General features: G+C 37.3%; 14 protein-coding genes, 1 tRNA gene and 1 pseudogene. 6 read left to right on the forward strand and 10 right to left on the reverse strand.

Translation table 11 applies throughout. The features are described from left to right. Window positions 1-230: 230 nt before the first annotated feature. Window positions 231-587: a hypothetical protein gene (locus J2Y03_RS05485; protein ID WP_310191662.1), complete on the reverse strand. Its 357-nt coding sequence runs from the start codon at window positions 585-587 to the stop codon at window positions 231-233. 191 nt (window positions 588-778) lie between these two features. Next, complete coding sequence (locus tag J2Y03_RS05490; RefSeq protein WP_310191665.1) at window positions 779-1,414, reverse strand: hypothetical protein; 636 nt, start codon at window positions 1,412-1,414, stop codon at window positions 779-781. Between the two features lie 247 nt (window positions 1,415-1,661). On the opposite strand from J2Y03_RS05490, the gene J2Y03_RS05495 reads away from it, so the two are divergent. Further along, entirely contained in the window at window positions 1,662-2,639 is a 978-nt protein-coding gene (locus tag J2Y03_RS05495; RefSeq protein ID WP_310191666.1) for an aldo/keto reductase, read from the forward strand. Window positions 2,640-3,303: 664 nt separating this feature from the next. Here J2Y03_RS05495 and J2Y03_RS05500 read toward each other — a convergent pair. Beyond that, window positions 3,304-3,492, reverse strand: coding sequence for a hypothetical protein (locus J2Y03_RS05500; protein WP_310191669.1), 189 nt, complete (start codon window positions 3,490-3,492; stop codon window positions 3,304-3,306). Window positions 3,493-4,042: 550 nt separating this feature from the next. On the opposite strand from J2Y03_RS05500, the gene J2Y03_RS05505 reads away from it, so the two are divergent. Then, window positions 4,043-4,912, forward strand: a complete 870-nt coding sequence (locus tag J2Y03_RS05505) for an SDR family oxidoreductase (RefSeq protein WP_310191672.1) — start codon at window positions 4,043-4,045, stop codon at window positions 4,910-4,912. A 169-nt stretch (window positions 4,913-5,081) separates the two neighbouring features. Here the strand turns inward: J2Y03_RS05505 and J2Y03_RS05510 are convergent, their stop codons facing one another. From J2Y03_RS05510 to J2Y03_RS05525, 4 genes are all read right to left on the reverse strand, one after another. Next, entirely contained in the window at window positions 5,082-5,762 is a 681-nt protein-coding gene (locus J2Y03_RS05510; protein ID WP_310191675.1) for a hypothetical protein, read from the reverse strand. A 431-nt stretch (window positions 5,763-6,193) separates the two neighbouring features. Further along, on the reverse strand, window positions 6,194-7,627 hold the full coding sequence (locus tag J2Y03_RS05515; protein ID WP_310191677.1) for an alkaline phosphatase PhoX: 1,434 nt from the start codon (window positions 7,625-7,627) through the stop codon (window positions 6,194-6,196). 434 nt (window positions 7,628-8,061) lie between these two features. Continuing rightward, window positions 8,062-9,099 (reverse strand): phosphotransferase, encoded by a 1,038-nt coding sequence (locus J2Y03_RS05520; RefSeq protein WP_310191680.1) that lies wholly within the window; start codon window positions 9,097-9,099, stop codon window positions 8,062-8,064. Window positions 9,100-9,153: 54 nt separating this feature from the next. Then, window positions 9,154-10,191: an aminoglycoside phosphotransferase family protein gene (locus J2Y03_RS05525; RefSeq protein ID WP_310191683.1), complete on the reverse strand. Its 1,038-nt coding sequence runs from the start codon at window positions 10,189-10,191 to the stop codon at window positions 9,154-9,156. 163 nt (window positions 10,192-10,354) lie between these two features. Between J2Y03_RS05525 and J2Y03_RS05530 the strand changes: the two genes are divergently transcribed. The 3 genes from J2Y03_RS05530 to J2Y03_RS05540 all read left to right on the forward strand — a co-directional run bounded on the left by J2Y03_RS05530 (window position 10,355) and on the right by J2Y03_RS05540 (window position 14,109). Beyond that, complete coding sequence (locus tag J2Y03_RS05530; protein ID WP_310191684.1) at window positions 10,355-11,578, forward strand: glycosyltransferase family 2 protein; 1,224 nt, start codon at window positions 10,355-10,357, stop codon at window positions 11,576-11,578. 96 nt (window positions 11,579-11,674) lie between these two features. Next, entirely contained in the window at window positions 11,675-12,853 is a 1,179-nt protein-coding gene (locus tag J2Y03_RS05535; protein WP_310191686.1) for a glycosyltransferase family 2 protein, read from the forward strand. Between the two features lie 50 nt (window positions 12,854-12,903). Continuing rightward, complete coding sequence (locus tag J2Y03_RS05540) at window positions 12,904-14,109, forward strand: glycosyltransferase family 2 protein (protein WP_310191688.1); 1,206 nt, start codon at window positions 12,904-12,906, stop codon at window positions 14,107-14,109. Between the two features lie 228 nt (window positions 14,110-14,337). On the opposite strand, the pseudogene J2Y03_RS05545 reads toward J2Y03_RS05540, so the two are convergent. Both J2Y03_RS05545 and J2Y03_RS05550 read right to left on the reverse strand, forming a co-directional pair. Then, window positions 14,338-15,031: pseudogene (locus J2Y03_RS05545) on the reverse strand (transposase); the annotation flags it as partial. A gap of 386 nt (window positions 15,032-15,417) precedes the next feature. Next, window positions 15,418-15,508 (reverse strand) — tRNA-Sec (locus tag J2Y03_RS05550). A 357-nt stretch (window positions 15,509-15,865) separates the two neighbouring features. Here J2Y03_RS05550 and J2Y03_RS05555 point away from each other — a divergent pair. Then, the gene (locus J2Y03_RS05555) at window positions 15,866-17,578 is read left to right on the forward strand and encodes a metallophosphoesterase (RefSeq protein WP_310191690.1); all 1,713 of its coding nucleotides are present in this window, start codon (window positions 15,866-15,868) and stop codon (window positions 17,576-17,578) included. A gap of 816 nt (window positions 17,579-18,394) precedes the next feature. Here the strand turns inward: J2Y03_RS05555 and J2Y03_RS05560 are convergent. Then, window positions 18,395-19,066, reverse strand: a complete 672-nt coding sequence (locus J2Y03_RS05560) for a hypothetical protein (RefSeq protein ID WP_310191692.1) — start codon at window positions 19,064-19,066, stop codon at window positions 18,395-18,397. Window positions 19,067-19,118: the final 52 nt, after the last annotated feature.

Genomic DNA, 19,118 nt, shown 5'->3' on the forward strand with positions numbered 1-19,118 from the left:
AATGACGACTATCTACTGCTTTCCGACTATAGGTTTTAATTGTTTTCTTAGCTCTTTCACAAAATGCTCTACCAAAAAATATTGTTCTTTTTCCAGGTTATTTAAAGGAATGTAGCTCATTCGGTAGATTAAATCTAATTTTCGATCTTTTAGTCTCATTGCATATGTATTATTGGATTTAGGACCCAGGATGTGTTCCATCACACGATTCTTTAACTTCTTCCTCTTTCCTAGGTAAAAGGTACCCAATTTCCTTTTTGAATATTGTTAAAATGAAATTCCGCATTTGTTTTATAAAATTTGGGAGACTTATAGGTATCACCTATTTCATTCCATTTAGATGTAAATTCTTCATGAAACTCCTCAAATGTTATGAAATCTGCAAATTTTGGAAAGCGCACCTCGAAGTAATAGATTCCAGGATCATCAGCCAGTTGTTCAAATAAGGTATTAGTGTCCTCTATTTCAATCTCTATCAGATGATCTTTATTTAATAAATGTTTATAAAAATCCTGTTGGTAATCATTAATTAAATTTGTCGTCTTTTTTTCTATTTCCTTCACTTTTGAATAAAAGTCGATATTCAAAAAATTATCCTCCTAACTTCCTACTAAAGGAACTACATCTGCCTACTATTCTACTATATTTGACAAAAAAATCCATAAAAAGCCAGGAATATTCCTTTATTAGGAAGTCGCTGGCTCTAGTTTATCCGGTTAACATAATAATTTTTTTAATTAGATAAATATTTGTTTTATTATAACCATTGATTACTTTATTATTTCACAATTATTAAGGAAAATCTCGTTAGTACCCTATTAATGTACGCAGTCACAAGCTCTTTTGCTCTAAGATAGATACTTTTCAATAAGACTTCGGTCTTCAAAATTTCTACAATATCACCTCTTCCTTCTAGAACTTCTTGTAATTGCTTCAGCAGGTCGCCATTAATTCCCTTATTCTCCCGTTGCATTTTGGCATAACCCCAAGCAATTTTTGTGATAATTTCAATCTGACATTTCCGTTCTCGGCTTAGTCCCTGTATGGAATCAATTAACCCTAAAATAATAGCACGGTTTGCGGTTTCTCCCTTCATTTGTTCGGAAGTTTTCCTTCGGGCTTTAACTGTCTCCTTATCTATCAATATGTAATCGTAGGAACTTGGTTTCCCCTCTTCCTTAAAATACTGGTGACCATTGCACCAATAGCATAATTTCCCGTAAAGTTCCTGAAAAAGAGCTTCTTTTGCTTGTTCTGCTTTTAAAGACTCTTCTCTCCCCTGTACTTTCCAGGTCCTTCTTTTCTTTCTAATTTGACGATAGACTTCTCTTAACTCATCCTCAGTCAAATCATTGATTTGTCTTATAATTGGATGGTGCCTGGCACTTTTTGTTATCGAAAAAACACTCTGCAAGAAATTTCCTTGCAAAACTCTTAATTACTATTTTGTAATTTTTATAGAATCCAACTGGTTTAAACAAAACGTAAATATGATTAAGTTAGCACATATGAACATACAGAATAACGATTTACAGACCTCAAAGCACTTTATATCTACCATTGAAAAAAGATTGACTTTCAAACTCATATTTATTTAAATTAAACTAGCGTATGTTAGCGTTTACATAACTACCTTTAAATCAGCATGGGGAGGAAATAAAATGAAATATCGGTATCTTGGAAACAGTGGATTACGTGTTTCTGCACTGGGACTCGGGGGGAACTCATTTGGCACACGTGCCGACCAGACCACGTCTAATCGCATCATTCATCAAGCGCTTGATCAGGGAATCAATTTTATTGATACTGCGAATGTCTATTCAGGTACGAAGTCTGAGCAAATCATCGGTGAAGCATTGGCTGACCGCAGACATAACGTAATCATTGCAACAAAAGGAGGATCTCCTATTGGTGAAGGTCCAAATAACAAAGGAGCTTCCAGGCTGCATATTCAACGAGAAGTAGAAGACAGCCTAAAACGTCTTCGTACCGACTATATCGATCTTTACCAGATTCATAGATTTGACCCGAATACACCATTAGAGGAAACACTAAGAACTCTTGATGATCTTGTACGAGCTGGTAAGATCCGCTATATCGGCGCTTCTAACTTTGCAGCATGGGAATTAATGAAGGCGCTTGGTATAAGTGAACGACAAGGGCTTTCTCGATTTATCTCCATTCAAAACTCCTACTCCCTTGCTGACCGTACACCCGAACAAGAATTGGTTCCATGCTGTCTGGATCAAGGTGTTGGCATTATTCCATTTTTCCCACTCGCAGGCGGCCTTTTAACCGGAAAGTATGGCGATGGGACTCAAATACCTGCAGGTTCCAGGTTAGATAAAGATCCAAACTCTATTATCGGCCAACGGCTGGATGCCAAACATATTCAGCTTGTAAAACAAGTTTCCTTGTCGGCAAAGGAACTCGACACATCACCGGCAGCATTATCGCTGGCATGGCTATTGAGCCGGTCGGTGGTTTCTACCATTATTGTCGGTGCAACACGGGAAGAACAGGTTATTGAAAATTTAAAATGTCTAGCACTAAACTTGGACCCATCAACAACCGAGGCACTTGATCGTGCCAGCATGCCTTTCCTTAATGGGGAACCGTTTGCTTCCTATCGTTTTTAAAAAATGCGCCTGTCACCACCGATTCATGTTGAATTGGATTCAACTAAAACGGAGTAGTGACAGGCGCTTTAATATTATTGCCATAACAATGGATATCCCCCTTCGATGTTCAATCTTTCATTATCACTGGAAAATCAATATAGGTTTGAAGAAGCTTATGAATGAATGATCCAATCGGTAAAAAGCGGCTATATAAATGCGTCTTTTTACAGTATGATTACATATAAATGATTTTGGAGGGTGCGATGAAAATCGTACCCTCCAAGTTTATTCGCTAAAAAAAACAAGTCCCCAATCATCCATGCAGCAATTTTTATTATATAGTGCTTGTCTTTTATTATTTTTAGTACGTTACCAAAACGTGACCACCAAATCTTTCTTTATTAGATACTATCGTAACCGATGAATCTTCAATTTTTGTAGAAGGTAGCAAATCAAACCTTCATACATGTTCTTTCTTCTCACTTGAACAATCGTCACATATAAATATTTTCGCCATTCTGTTTTGTCATGACTACACCTACTTGAAGTTAAACATTCATATCGTTCCATAGATAAAAGAGCAATAGTTTATTATGCACTTGTGCCCTTAAATAAATATTTTTTATTTTAAAATAAATGATGATATGAACAACTAAAATACATAGGGATGATCTAGAAATTTCTAAGTAACTCGAATTTTACCCACTCTTTTATTTCGATTGCGATCTTTTATATTCAGTGCTCTTTGGGATTGAGGAATACCTTGAAATGATATGAGGCCAGCCTTAAACAGAACATACCCGATAAAGGCAGCAAAGATCGAACTTCCAATCAGAAACCAGATGAATCTTCTGCCAACATTACATAACATGTTTTCACCTCTTTAAGCTCTCATTGATGATAAATATGATGAAATCATGTTATTTATGTCGTCTTATTCAACTCCGCAATCCTCCCTTTCCGAGAATTTTAAAGTTTTGCCGTTGATTTCTTGGCCATATATTGCCTCGGACTGCGTGTGAAACTATTAACTATTTTAATCTTTCTTATGACCGTTAGGAGTATCTGCTCTTGTTTTCCAATATCGCTAAACGAATTAGTTTCAGTTTTATTTCTTTGCTTAACGAAAGCCATTCCGGTTTAAAGATTTTCATTTTCCATTCCCCCATTAGAGTATTGTTCGGTTACATAAAAAACTTATCTTGCAACAATATTCATCTGAGATGTATTTGATTTTATCATTCCCATTCCCTCGAACTCTTTAACATTTTTCGTTTTCCATTTTAATTGAAATTTCTACATTTTTCGCCTTTTAAAAGATTGGAAGATAAATCAATAGGGGTATAAAAATAATAATAGTTTATTCTCTTTATCTAAAGGGTACTGAATTAACATCCCAAATTTACAGGAGGTAATATCAAATGAACAATGAACAGTACCCAAGCAAATTACCTGCACAAGAACAAAACCAGCAGCCAGGAATGGAGAAGGATATGAGGCCACTTCCAGAAACCGAAAATCCGAACTACCAAGGAAGCAACAAGCTACAAGGAAAGAATGCAATAATTACCGGTGGAGACAGTGGAATTGGACGTTCAGTAGCAATAGCTTTCGCAAAGGAAGGAGCAAATGTTGCGATTATTTATTTAAATGAAAGCAATGACGCCGAAGAAACGAAACATCTGGTTGAGGAGCATGATGGAAGGTGCCTATTAATTGCTGGGGACATCGGTGATGAAGACTTCTGTAAACAAGCTGTACAGCAAACTGTAGATGATCTTGGCAGCCTTGATATCCTTGTGAACAATGCGGGTGAACAGCACCCTCAGGACAGCATAATGGATATCGGTACAGAACAGCTGGAAAAGACATTCCGGACAAATGTTTTTTCTATGTTCCATTTAACAAGTTCGGCGTTACCTCACCTTAAGAAAGGAAGTGCCATTATTAATACAACATCCATTACTGCCTATAAAGGGCACCCAAAGCTGCTAGACTATTCTTCTACAAAAGGTGCCATAACATCCTTTACAAGGTCTCTTGCACTTCAGCTGGCCGAGAAAGGAATCAGGGTAAATGGAGTCGCCCCAGGACCCATATGGACACCGCTTATTCCTTCTACTTTTACCGCGGAAGAAGTAAGTAAATTTGGACAGAATTCACCGATGAAGCGCCCAGGACAGCCGGAGGAGATTGCTCCTGCATTTGTCGACCTCGCTTCACATTCTGATTCATCCTATGTTTCTGGACAAATTCTGCACAATAATGGTGGACAAGTCGTTAATGGGTAGTAGCTTCCTTATAAAGGTAGCCTATTACCTAGACTGGATCCCATATACCTTACTAACCAGTGCCTGTCCCCCAGTACACTATATAGTTAAAGTACAGAGGGCGGGCACTAAAAAACGCACAAGTGTAATCCACTGTGCGGTTGAATAGTTAGCGTGTAGGAAAAGACTCTTACTCTTCCCCACCAAATCGAAGCTTCAATAGAAAACCATACATAAGCAGGAAAATCATAATTCCCATTGATTGAAAGGTTCCTACCATAGTCTTAATCGAGAAACTTCCTCTAAGTTTATCCCTGTAAGTAATAATATAATTTCCATCGGCAGAGTTCGCCATGACTAATAGGATCCAGCTAAGGACTATTAACAGAGTACCCAGTCCAATCAAAACAGTACGTAATTTACTTTTATCCAAATAGATTAAGAAATTGGCTATTAGGAAGCCGAGGACTGCAGCAATAACATAAAACCACCAAAAGGATTCAGCACCAACTTTAACTAACAAAACCATATACTGAATCGTAAAGCCTAAACCCATAAAAAAAATAGGGACACTATATAAACAGGCTGTCATGAATTCACTTTTGTTCCTTTTTCCAATTAATATTAAAAAAACAATGAGACTAGGAATTCCTATGATCCAATGTATTAATGCCAATCCATATATTGCGTTCGCATAGCTCTCCTTTAAGGGAAGCTCCACGACTCCATGAAAGGTTTCCCCGTCTAAATGCCCCACCATCATATACCAGCCTAAATACAATACGACGAAAAAACAGCCTAAAAGCTTTAGTGCTGTACCGAACGTACTTGGTTCCTTCCTAGCTTTGCGTTTTTGTTTCTTTTTACTCAATCGTTACACCAACTTTTTTCTGAATATCCTTTTACAAAAGATACCATAAAAAACAATACCAAATAAGTGAATTCCTTACTATATTTCTATCAAATGGTGTGATAAAGTTTCATTATGTTCTCCCTTGCATAAACGCTTCTTGTTTATCCATTTTAGTCATCCCAAATGATTCCAAATAGCAACGCAACGACATTTATCGATTTCACTTCACGCTAACTCCTTCTTAATTGACCTTGACACAAAATTAAAAGCCTTTGCATAATAAACATTACGAAAGAGGTTGAACGGTTTTATATATCAGTCTAAACAGTTTTTCGTAGGACTTGTCCAAATCTGTATTCTAATGTTTCCTTGTGATTTGTAATTCAAAAAAAAAATGGTACCAGGCATGGCACCACTTAGACCTTAATTTATATTTTAAATTCCGTAGTTTAGCTTAAATTCACTCCATGGCGCTCAAATGCTGCCGCTTCTAGAATGGACATACCTTGTTCCTCGGCAGCCTTAGCCACTTTATCCGAAACTTGCGGAGCAAGATTTACAGGAGCAGCATAGGACATTTCTCTTGCACGTGCAGAGTTTCTGCGTTGGAACGGTCCCCAAATAGCAAAGGTTTGACCTGGGTCTTGAATATTGACAAACAGCGTGTTTCCATCAGGCGAGAAGATTGGTCCTGCCAATTCAGATCCACTTTGACGGTTGGCGGCAAAAGGATAGACTTTACCTTCAGGGGTAATTCCCATAAGTCGATCTTGCCCTGAACCATCCTCTGCATACCAAAGGTCACCCCATGGAGTCATGCAGATATTATCTGGATATTCCATTTCTCGTGCATCATTTCCCTCATAGAAAAGCTCCAATGTATTCGTGTGAGGAACATAACGGTATAGGCGCCCAAGTTTTTTCTCACCGGCAGAGGTGTCATCGAACCAGAAAACACCCTCTTGGAAGAACGCTCCTTCTAATCTACTGAACTCAATACAGTTTTGTGCCTTGGCATCTTCGCGGCACAGATGAGGATCTACTACTTTCCAAACGATCTCAAATTTTTGTCCTGTTTTAAAGGTGCTAGCTGCTGGACGTTGTACCGCTTCAATAGCCGCCGCATAAAGCTTTCCGCCATTTTGCAGGGCACCCGGCTTTTGGTCGGTGTCAGTTGGGATAAAACGGTAAAAGTAACTTGGGCTTGCATCCTCAGTTAAGTATACATATCCTGTCGCTGGATCAATCGCACAGGCTTCGTGGGAAAAGCGTCCCATTTCCTTGATTGGAGTTCTGGACATTTCGTTCTCCGGCTGTGTCGGATCTACTTCGAATACATATCCGTGTGTTGCGGACCGTGTTTCTTCACAAGTCAGCCAAGTACCCCAAGGTGTTGCACCACCGGCACAATTTCGAATCGTACCAGAAGAGGTTACATATTCATCGATCACTTCTCGGTTTGCTCCTACAACTAGAGCCGTTGTACCACCTTTAGCTGTCGCGTCATAAGGATTGCTACCAAATGCTGCGCCTGCCCCTAATTCATGGTTACGAACAAGAATGGTTGTATTCTTAGGACCCTCGAAAGCTGCCATTCCATCAAAGGCTCCCGGGATTTTTGCCCCGTTTGACATCAGATCTCCCTCTTTGGAGATTAATTTGTAATGAAACCCTTGTGGAAGATCGAGAATTCCATTTGGATCCGGTACCAAAGGACCATATCCGCCAAAACCGCTAGTAGGATTATTGGTCGTATCCGCAAATGCTTTCGAACCAAGTGCTAACACACCAGTTGATCCAAGAGTAAGAGCCAGTGTACTCATTCCCCCTGCTTTTAAAAAGTCTCTTCTGTTAAAGCCATTTTTAGAGGTTTCATTATTCATAAACTATCTCTCCTCATTATGTATATTTTGAATCTAGTAATAGATTAAATGAGAAGTTTTAAGAGAAGATAGTATTTGTGTAAATATTCAGTAAACAATTGATAAGGAATTGTAAATAGTCTCTTTAAGACACTCCATTGTTACCGAGCAGGAAGTTATTAAACTGATTGATTTTGTGAAAGTCTATGATAAATCCACGCAGGGGGATCTCAAAAACCTGTTTAAGGAATTAAAGGTTTTACGTTTATTAAAACCTTTTATGGAACACGCAAAGAAATTAGAACCCGCGATGTATATAAAATTGAAGCAAAAAATCAAGTGATATCTTAAGCCCTGACAGTCAAAATGCCTTATCGCAGTTTGATACAGTTATTCGCCTGCTGGCCCGAAAGTAAACGATCGCGAAGGGAACAACCCCTTTCGCGCATCACCTTTTATATTATATTATGTCTTAACATATTCTGGATTTTCCTGATCATAGGCTCTAAACTATTCAATTCAGGTAAACAATATTTAGAAAGATCATGAAGATCCATTCTGTAATGCGTTTCATCCGTATTTCGATGCAATATATTGTTGATTAGATGTTTTAAATAATCCAGCCTTCTTCGGTATGAATAAAAACGGATTAAATCCACGTGCAAGATTACTTTTTGACCGAAGTGCTCTTCGTATTGACTAAAGAAAAATTCAAAGTCCATACTGATGAAATTGGACAAATCAAATTCAGGCGGGGCAAAAACGGCATATTCCCAATCGATCAAAAATAACTCATCGTGATGAATAATTAAATTGCCGGCCCATAGATCCCCATGGCAGAAAACACTTTCTTTTTGAATAGCCTTTACCGATGTATGAAGGCTGCTTAAGAGATTCAAATAATTCAATATTTGTTCCTTGTGTGTTAACATTAGTTCCCTTAATTCTTCTTTATATGGATTATCAAATGTTGTTGTCGATTCAAGAACAGACAGATTACGCACTAACCATCTATGCGTCCACATATCGAACTTTTCTTGTCTAACCTCTTTCTGTTTAATTTTCGGCGTGGCTTTGTGAAGTGCGGCAATTAATGTTGCTATCTTTGTAACGGTCTCTTTTGAGGATGAGGCGTCCTTTAACGCTAATCCCTCGATAAAATTAAACAGAACAAGGGCTGTTTGGTTGAAGATAGTTTTATATCTGCCATCCTTGGTTTTTATCGGATAAGTGAGATTTCGAAAAATCCACTCATGATACATCTTACAGGTTATCGCAAGAGAGAAGTCCAAGCGTTCTGCAGATTCCCTCTGTTTGTCATTAGCGGTATCAAACAATTTAAGATAATAACAGTCGCCATTAACACAATTGATCCGATACGAATAAGCAGAAGTACCCCATGGAATATGGACCAGATCTTTTACATGAATTCCATATTCTTGATTCAGCAATGCAGCGAGCTTCATTTCATCCATTTGGTATTTAACCCTCATCTTGACTGTCCCTCGATTCCATCTCGGCTTTACAACCGTTCTCGCCGCTTCATTTTATATAAAATTTTCTTTTAGCCTGCTTTGAATATCGTCGATTAAATACCCCAAACGATCCAATTCAGGTAAACTATATTTAGTAATCTCCTCTAAGTCCATTCCATTATGAGATTCATCTGTATTTCTATACAGTATATTGGTGATTAGATGGTTTAATTGGTCGAGCTTGCTTCGGTATGAATAAAATTTTATTAAATCCGCATGTAAAATGACTTTTTGGTCCAAAAATTTTTCATATTGCCGAAAGAAAAATTCAAAATCTGTACTGATGAAACAGGACAAATCAAATTCAGGCGGGGCGAAAACGGCATATTCCCAATCGATCAAAAATATCTCATCATGATCAATGATGATATTACCGGTCCCTAAATCCCCATGACAGAAAACTCTTTCTTTCTCAATCGTTATCACCGAGGCATGTAGGCTTCTTAAGAGATTCAAATAATTCAGTATCTTTTCCTTATTAGTTAAAATCAGTTCCTGTAATGCTTTTTTGTAAGGATGATCAAATTTTGTTTTTGTTTCAAGAACAGAAAGACTCCGCATTAACCATTTTTGCGTCCCAATATAGAACTGTTCTTGTTTAGCCTCATTCTGATCAATTTTCGGGGTTGCTTTGTGAAGCGAGGCAATTAATTTTGCTGTTTTTTCAATGGTTTCTTTTGAAGTAGAGGTGTCCTTTAACGTTTTTCCCTCTATAAAATTAAACAAAATGAGAGCTGTTTGGTTGAAAACCGCTTTAAAATGGCCATCCTTGGTTTTAATCGGATAAGTGAGATCTCGGAAAACCCCTTCATGGTACAGCTTCCAGGTTATCGCAAGAGAGAAATCTATGCGTTCTGCAAAATTTCTTTGTTTGCTATCTGTAGTATCAAACAATTTAAGATAATAGCACTCTCCATTAACACAATTTACCCGGTACGAATAAGCTGAAGTCCCCCATGGAATAAAAAATAAATCCTTTACATGAATTCCATATTGTTGATTCAATGCGGCTGCAAGCATTGTTTCATCCATTTTGAATTTAACTCTCATTTTTATTGATCCCTCATTTTTTTTGCAATTTTTCCTGCCCCTTCCTACTATGTATATGATTTTTTTAAAAAAATGTATTGGTTACTAACCTAGAGCAAGTTCAGGCTCAATGAATAATATAAATAACGATGGTTCAGCTGTTTGTCCGAAAGGGGTTAAACATATGTTTGAGGTCAGTATCATTATTCCGTCCTATAACCGTTATCCGCTAAACCTTCATAGTCTTCATGCATTGGAAAATCAAACATTTGATTTGTCCAAAATGGAAATCATTTTTATTGATGATGCTTCAACGGACAACACGCCGCAGTTAAAAAATTACAATCCTCCTTTCCGTTTTCATTACGTTCGAAATGAAACAAATAAGGGTCTGGCAACTTCCAGAAATATTGGGTTTAAAATGGCGCAAGCAAATATTATCATTTTTTTGGATGCGGAGATCATTGTGGATCCCGATTATGTAAAAAACCAATATCGGTTTCATCTCACCAATGAGCAGGCTGTTGTTGTCGGGCGAAATACCCCCAAGGTCTATACTTATCTTTTTCCGGAATTTAATTTCGCCCAAATCAATGAGATTTGCGATTTAGCCCATAATAGTCTTATAGCAAAGCAGCGGTTGAATCTAAGGCTGCGGCAAGACTTAACCGACATAGATCTTCGAGCATACATTAAAAATCTAAAGGATTCCATTCAATTGCTTGATCAAAAAGATATGAAGGACTTTTCACAATTTAAGTCTTTTTCCGTGCCGAACACCTATTACCAAAATTTATTCGAGCAGCTGGGAGACAATCTCGATAAGAGGTATTTATCTTGGTGGTGCCTTTTTGGGTTCAATCATTCCCTGAAAAAGAATTTATTTAGCGCGGTTGGCGGTTACGATGAAAATTTTAAAGGATGGGGACCGGAAGATGCCGAATTTTCCTATCGGCTTTATAAAGCCGGAGCAAAATTTATCTTTGATCCTCATTCAACCTTGTATCACCAGGAACATCCGATTAGCGCTAATAAAAGTCAGGAAGGGTACAAGAACAGGATCCTGTTTCAACAAAAGCATCCCCTTATCGATGTATGTATCAGATCTTTGAAATATATCGAACGTCTTGATTTGCAATTTGTGGATATGGTCTTGCAGGACCATGATTGCCTTTGCCATGACTTTCCCGAACGGTTTGAAGATTTTAAGAATTCGATTGTCTTTATGCTTCAGCAAATTCACATCTTGAAATCACAGAAAAAACCGGTATGTAATTTTCTGCAAAGTTCAGGTATTACGGATGATTCCGAGTGGAAAGAACGCATTTTTTCAGAGCGAAATGTCGTCGAAACCTACGGAAAATATAGTAATCTAGTCCAATTATTCGACCTGTTGGCCAGTAAATGAATGGGTTCTTTTAATAAGGCGCTAGATATGAACCTGGACCAAGTTCATGCTGAGTGAACACTATGTTAACAATAAAAAAACTGGAGGAGACACGAAATGAGCATTGAAGTGAGCGTCATCCTTCCCTCCTATAACCGCTATCCTCTTAACATGCTTTCCCTTTATGCTTTGAAAAATCAAACATTTGATTTTTCAAAAATGGAAGTGTTACTGATTGATGATGCCTCTACAGACGAAACGCATTTGCTTCAAAACTATAGCGCTCCCTACCCGTTTCGCTACATCAGAAACAAAACGAATTTAGGCCGTTCGAAATCTAGAAACATCGGAATAAAAAAAGCTAGAGGCGATATTCTTATTTTTTTGGACGCGGAAGTGATCGTGGATCCGGATTTTGTGAAAAACCATTATCAAAGACATCTTTCAAATGAACAATTGGTCGTCACCGGAAAAAATACCAATAAAGTATTCTCTTTCCTATTCCCCGAATTCACCCAATCCCAGTTAGGCACATTTGAAGAAATCGTGCACCATTCACCCTTAGTCAAAAATCGGCTTGAAACGAACGTGAAAAAAAATTCAAATAAACCTGTTCAGCTGTTGTTTGAGGAAGATTGCCGCTCTTTTTCTACCATCAAGCACTTCTCCGTACCAAAAAAATACGAACAAAATATTATGCGAGCTTTTAGCGACGACTTCCGGTTACCATGGATTTCCTGCACCACTTTGAATCATTCCGTAAAGAAGAAGCTGGTTGATTCTGTCGGCGGGTTCGACGAACAATTTATAGGACATGGATTGGAAGACTATGAATACGGGTATCGGCTCTATAAAGCCGGCACGAACTTTTCATATGATCCTAACATCTACATCTACCATCAAGAACATCCAAAAGAGAAGGATTGGAAAGAACATGAAACAAAAAATTTAATCTACTTTCAACAGAAACACCCGTATATCGATGTCTGTCTTCTATCACTGGAACGAATTCATGTTTACGATTATAAATTCATGGATAACATTATGGCCGAATATCAAGCTCTTTCTCAAAACTACCCAGCAATGTTTAATGATTTTAAGAAAGCGATTCTAGTCTTACTACAACAAATCCCTTTGTTAAAAGCTGAGGGTAAACCGGTAACGAGCCTTTTAAAGTCAACAGGCATAGAAGATGATGAGGAATGGAGAAACCGTTTATTGATTGAGCATAAAGCTTTGGGGAAGTATGGATTGGAAAATTTAACAAAACTATTTGATTTGCTAATTCGTCATTAAGAGAAAAGAAAAAAATGGCTGAGCCGCTCTTCCGAAAGGAGAATAAAGAGATGATTGAAGTCAGTATTATTATTCCGTCCTATAACCGTTATCCGCTAAACCTTCTTAGCCTTTATGCATTGGAAAATCAAACATTTGATTTGTCCAAAATGGAAGTCATTTTAATTGATGATGCTTCGACGGACGACACGCCGCAGTTAAGAAATTACAATCCTCTTTTCCGCTTTCATTACGTTCGAAATAAAACGAATATGGGTCTTTCCAGTACCAGAAATATAGGGCTAAAAATGGCGCATGCTAATATTATCATTTTTTTGGATTCCGAAGTGATTGCCGATCCCGATTATGTGAGAAACCAACACCAGTATCATTTAACAGAAGAGCAAACCGTTGTCGTAGGGAGAAATATCCCGAAGCTATATACTCATCTTTTTCCTGACTTTAATTCCGGACAAATCAATGAGATTTGCGATTTGGCAAACAATAGTCCGTTTGTAAAGAAGCGGTTGCAGCCAAACATAAAAAACATGGAACTTCGAACGTTCATAAAAGATTTAAAAGAACCAGTACAATTGCTTGATAAAGTAGACATAAACAAGTTTTCAAACTTACAATCATTTTCCGTGCCGGACAAATTTTTCAGTGTTTTTTACGAGCAATTGGGAAACGATCTTGATAATAGATATATTTCATGGTGGGCATTATTCGGTCTCAATCATTCTTTAAAAAAGGATTTAATCGTTAAGGCTGGCGGTTATGATGAAGAATTTAAAGGATGGGGAATGGAAGATGTCGAATTTGCCTATCGACTATATAAATCCGGAGCCAAATTTGTCTTAGATCCTCATTCAACCTTGTATCACCAGGAACATCCGATCAGGGCGAATAAAAAGCAGGAAGCACGAAACAATGAGCTCCTGCTTCTACAAAAGCATCCTGTTTTCGATGTATACATTAGATCTTTAAAATTTGCCCTGAAGCAGGACCTACAATTTATAGGTATCGTCTTGCAAGAACATGACTCTCTTTGTCACCAGTTTCCCGGACAGTTTGAAGATTTTAAGAGTTCTATTATATTATTAATGCAATATGCCTTGCAAACAGAGAAAAAACCGGTGCACAACCTTCTGCTAATTTCCGGCATCGGGGACGATCCCGAGAAGAAAGACCGCATCTTTTCAGAGCGCAACATGATCGAAAAATACGGAAAATACGGCAATTTAGTTCAGTTGTTCGACCTGCTTGCCGCCCTTTAAACCATCACTCCTGTTCCCTATTGTGTTAGATCGATAGTTTACAGCAAAGGCTGCGTTAGAGAAGTGACCGATATTACTCACGTTTTTCCGAATATGCAAAAAGAAGCTGCTCAACATTTTGAGCAACTCAGATTGTAGACAAAAGGCATTCGAATGGGCCCATTCGGATGCCTTTTTATTAGATTTTTGCTCGTAAGTGCAAAATCCAGACCTATCCAACGCATATTATTATGCCATTTCTGGACCTTTCCACATCCAGTTGGCCATCTTTTTCAAGTTCATGGCAGCAAAAGTAAGCATCGCTTGCATGGACAATTTTTTAGGCCTCTTAAGGATGCCCAACGCATACCATGCTTTTCCTTAGCATCCGCATAGACACGTCCAATCGTTTCTTTACGTCTTGCGTATATGCTTTTATTCTCTTGTATGTGACGAAGATGATCGGCTTCTTCTATGTAATGTTCCCAAACATGTCGCTCAATCAATTTTTTATGTTCTTTACTCTGCGTGCATTCGAGAGCAAAGGACAATTTTGACACTCAAGCGGATTAGAGAATAATTGACGCTTTCCATTCTTCGTCGTCGTTGCATATTTCAGTATTTGTCCTTGCCGACAGAAATAACAATCGTAGTATTCATCATAAATATACTCATGTTTTTTCATATAACCATCCTTCGTACGAGGGCGTGTATATGGTAATGCAGGAGTAATATCATTTTCAAATACGAATTGAGCAATAGCAGGTGTTTTATATCCAGCATCAGCAGCAACAGCTTCAGGTTTCCCGTGTTTTTCAATGACCTTCTCAAGTTGTGGCTCGAATATGACGCTATCATGGATATTCCCCGGAGTTACAATTGCACCCAAAACAAAACCATTTCAATCCGAAGCTACATGAAATGAGTATGCGAACTGTTTCTCTGTACCTTAATTATACAAAAAGCTGTTTTAAAGGTCATTGTTGATTTAATAAACTACTAGGTTGATTGGAGCGGAAGGCGCTAAGACTCCTGCGGGAGTACGGGGATGGGGAGACCCCGCAGGAGCGTAGCGACGAGGAGGCTCCCCGGCACGCCAGAGGAAAGCGAAGTGCCTGGAGCGTAAATCAACAAGCAACTTTAATACAGACATAAAAAAAAACTATCGGCATACTCGATTTTATTCGAGTTTGTCGACAGTCTGAGCTACTCAACAGTTTGAGCAGCTTATTATGTAACGTAACAGTATTATAAATAAATATTCTCTGTAACCAAAGATGATATTTTTAAAATTCATAAAAATAGTTAAAAAACCTAATATATAAAGGTTGGCGGGACTGTGTGGGAATCGAACCCACCAGACCTGGCACGCAGGTCTCAAGCAGTTTTGAAGTTTGCTGGCACCTGTTTTTCTAGTACCTTGATGTATCCTCAAGTACTGATAAATCAAGCTTTGTTGCCTTCTAGTGTTTTCTTGTGATCTGTAATTTTACAAATTTGGGCACCAAGCTTGGCACCAATTTAGCACCTTTTAACAAAGAACTTGAAATATCACTCTCTTTACAATGCGACAATACTCCAAAATGACTTAAATGTGAACCAGAAAATCTCTCATCGTACAAGAGAATATTAGATAAATATTAATTAGTTCAAAAGTTGTAATAATATTTACATTAATAATACGCCTCTTTAACATCGGCTAAATGATTTTTTAGTAAATTTAAAAAGTAGAATATAAGAATCTACTATTAGGTTTAAACAGGAGGGATTAGGAAAAATGAAAGACATCAAGGTAAAAGATGAAGCCTTAAAAACTCAGAATGTATTAAGTGAGGGTATGGATCGACGTGCCTTTTTGCAGAAAACTACGATGGTGGTTGGAGCTGCGATGGGAGCATCTTTAGTGGGCTCATTGACGAGCCTGCCTGTGAGCGCTGCGTCTAACTCTTCCATCATTGAATCCAAAAAAGTCAAGCCAAAGCTTGTATTTCCAGTCATTAGTGATGTACATATGAATAAAAACAGTAATCAAACATTAGAAAAATTTAAAACAACATTAGATCAATTAAATCTACTAGTCCCAAAGCAGGATGCATTTGTGGTAGTAGGAGATTTAACTGATAATGGTTACACGGAAGAATATGATAAGTTTTTCTCAACTTATACTGCAAAAAAACAAAAACATGCGGTTTCCTTGATTGCCATCGGAAACCATGATTATTGGAATGGGCTTTCGGTTTCAGAAGCTCAAAAACGATTCCTTGAAAGGTCAGGGATGGAATCGATTTACTTTCACAAAGTAATTAAAGGTTATCATTTTATCATCCTTGGAACAGAAGATGGTCTAACAGAAGGTACTTTTTCAGTAGCTCAAATTAATTGGTTAGCACAACAGTTAAAGCAGGCAGCACAGGATGATCCGAACAAACCGATTTTTGTGTTCCATCATCAGCCGATTATGGGAACGGTTTATGGAAGTGAATGGGGCTTTGCTGAAAATAGGGATTTATTCTACAATACATTGGCCGCTTATCCACAGGTGATTTCGTTTTCCGGTCACACCCACTATCCATTAGATGACCCTAAAATCATCCATCAAAAGGACTTTACATCCATAGGAACCTCCACGGGTGCTTATTTGTGGCTCGATGCTGGAAGAATACAAGGGGAAGTGCCTGAAGGAGCGGACATCCTTAACCAGGCACTCATCGTTGAAGTGTACAATAACAAGGTATTACTCAAGCGACGTGATATTCATAACAATAATTGGACAGCTGAACCTTTTGAAATCACCTTACCTGCTAACAAAAATGATTTTATCTATACAGAAGATCGAGATAAAAAGGCTCCATTTTTCACAAAGGATTCGTTAATTTCGATTAATCACGAACTCACAACACCAACAAGCCTTGCCGTTATGTTTACTCAAGCGAAGGATGACTTGCTGGTTCATGATTATAAGGTAGAAATCACCGATTCGTCGAAAGGACAAAAAGTGAAAGAATTCCTTGCATTCTCGGAATTTTATAAAGATCCGATTCCTAATCCGCTTACATTAAAAATTGATGGATTACAGCCAAATACATTATATGAGATCAACGTATTTGCACTAGATGCATTTGGGAACCAAAGTCAAAATGCATTAAAGGTTTTAGGAAAAACAATTGATGGTGAAATAGAGAATATCACGATTACTCTGTCCAAAAACACATTAACTGGAACGACCGAAACAGTCGATGTTTTGGTAGAAAACGCAAGAGTTCCACAAAGTGACTGGATTGGATTATATGAAGTCAGTGAAACTCCTGGGAATGTACCAGCCATTTGGTGGGAGTATACAAAAGTAACTAATGGAACATATAGAGGTACGTATGATCCAAGTAAGAATTCATATCCAGGTCGATACCAGTCAGGCAAGACGTATAAGTTCGTATATTTCTACGGCAGTGGATATGATGCCGTCACACATGCAACCTTTACAGTAAACTAAACTACGTGCAAACCCCATTTCAAATGAAATGGGGTTTATATATTTATTGATTATAAGTTCTTCTTATCGATTTTTATAATATATCAAATGTTTCCAAAAGGGACCAAAGAGATTGCCAAAGCCCCTTTAACAATAATATTAAAAGAAATCAAAGAATGATGATTACATCGACGAGACCATCGTAAAAAGAGCTAGCAGTTTATCCCGCACTGTTTGCCTTTAAATGCCTATGCTTTACATTTATGTGCAACAAACATTGTTTTTCTTATACAATCATTTAATGAAAAATCAGAGTAAATGAAAGATTGGAGAAATTCCAATCTTTTTTGTATTTATCATTATGTTTGTCAAATTTTAAAGTCTGCTCTAAAATACGTATGGTTGTGATAATTGAACATACAAAATAGTGTCTGGCAAGGTGTATATAGACCGCCCACTATTTTTTGTATATATAAACAACTGTTAACTATCCTCCCACCCACACAAAAGACACTCACCATAATAAGTGAGTGTCTATATTTTAAGGTTCTTACTGCATTTTGTATAAGTTTTTCTTCTCTATAATCTTACTTCATGTTCTTGCTCAGGCTCAACCGCAACAACTGCTTCAGTTGTTAAGAACGAAAACCAAGCTAATAAGAACAACCACGTATATTCATTGTCTGAAGTAATAGACTACTTCTCTGTAAAATGTTTACATTTCAATTATAAAGTAGTGATAAAAATATGTAAAGTGGTCAACAAATAGGCAGTTCTTTCACCTCATTACAAAACCCTAAAAATAATTATATTGTTAGAGATATGACTAATATAAATCTAAATTATTTCCTTAAATGGACTCAATACATTAGGGTCATTCTTTTGTAATTCTTTTTCACTTAAAGCATTTAAAAGTGCTGTATGGAATTGTTCCTTTGTTACTATTATTAAATTAGTCGTATTAAAGGTATTTTTATCTGCTTCTTTTAAGTAATAAAGGTAACGAACGAGCCTTACAAAGGCTCTAAGCTTGTCTTCTGTCCAAGGAATCACAACCCCTAACCTTCCAAGGGCAGCAGCATTTATTGCTCCTCCCATTAAATGTTTCCTACTTACTTTGTTTTCAATTTCAATAGCCATAAAACACCTTGCATTTGAATTTTGGTAAATTACTTCATCATATTCTCTAGGTTCTACAAAATATCCATATCTAGTCAAATTTTCTCTATTATATGCTATTAACTGTTCTACAAACATACGTGTTCTATCTACTAAAAACATAGCATTATAATCTGATTCAAGTCTCTGATAAGTAGCAAAAGGACCCACTGCAATATCAAGTCTTGGAGAATAAATATTCAGTGCTCTTTCATCCTTCATTGCATCCCATTCAGTTTTAACATCTGTGTCAACAAACAATAATTTCAATTTACTTTTTATATATTCTTGGAAAAACTTGAGATTTATAGTTTCTAAATTTTCAATTAGCATATCATCTGTATCTGTCAAACTAACGCCCCCAAGATTAAAAATATCTTCGTATTCTTAGTCAGATTTGAAT

Origin of the sequence: Neobacillus niacini, from assembly GCF_031457145.1 — a bacterium.
In the GTDB taxonomy this organism is placed as follows: domain Bacteria; phylum Bacillota; class Bacilli; order Bacillales; family Cytobacillaceae; genus Neobacillus; species Neobacillus niacini_J.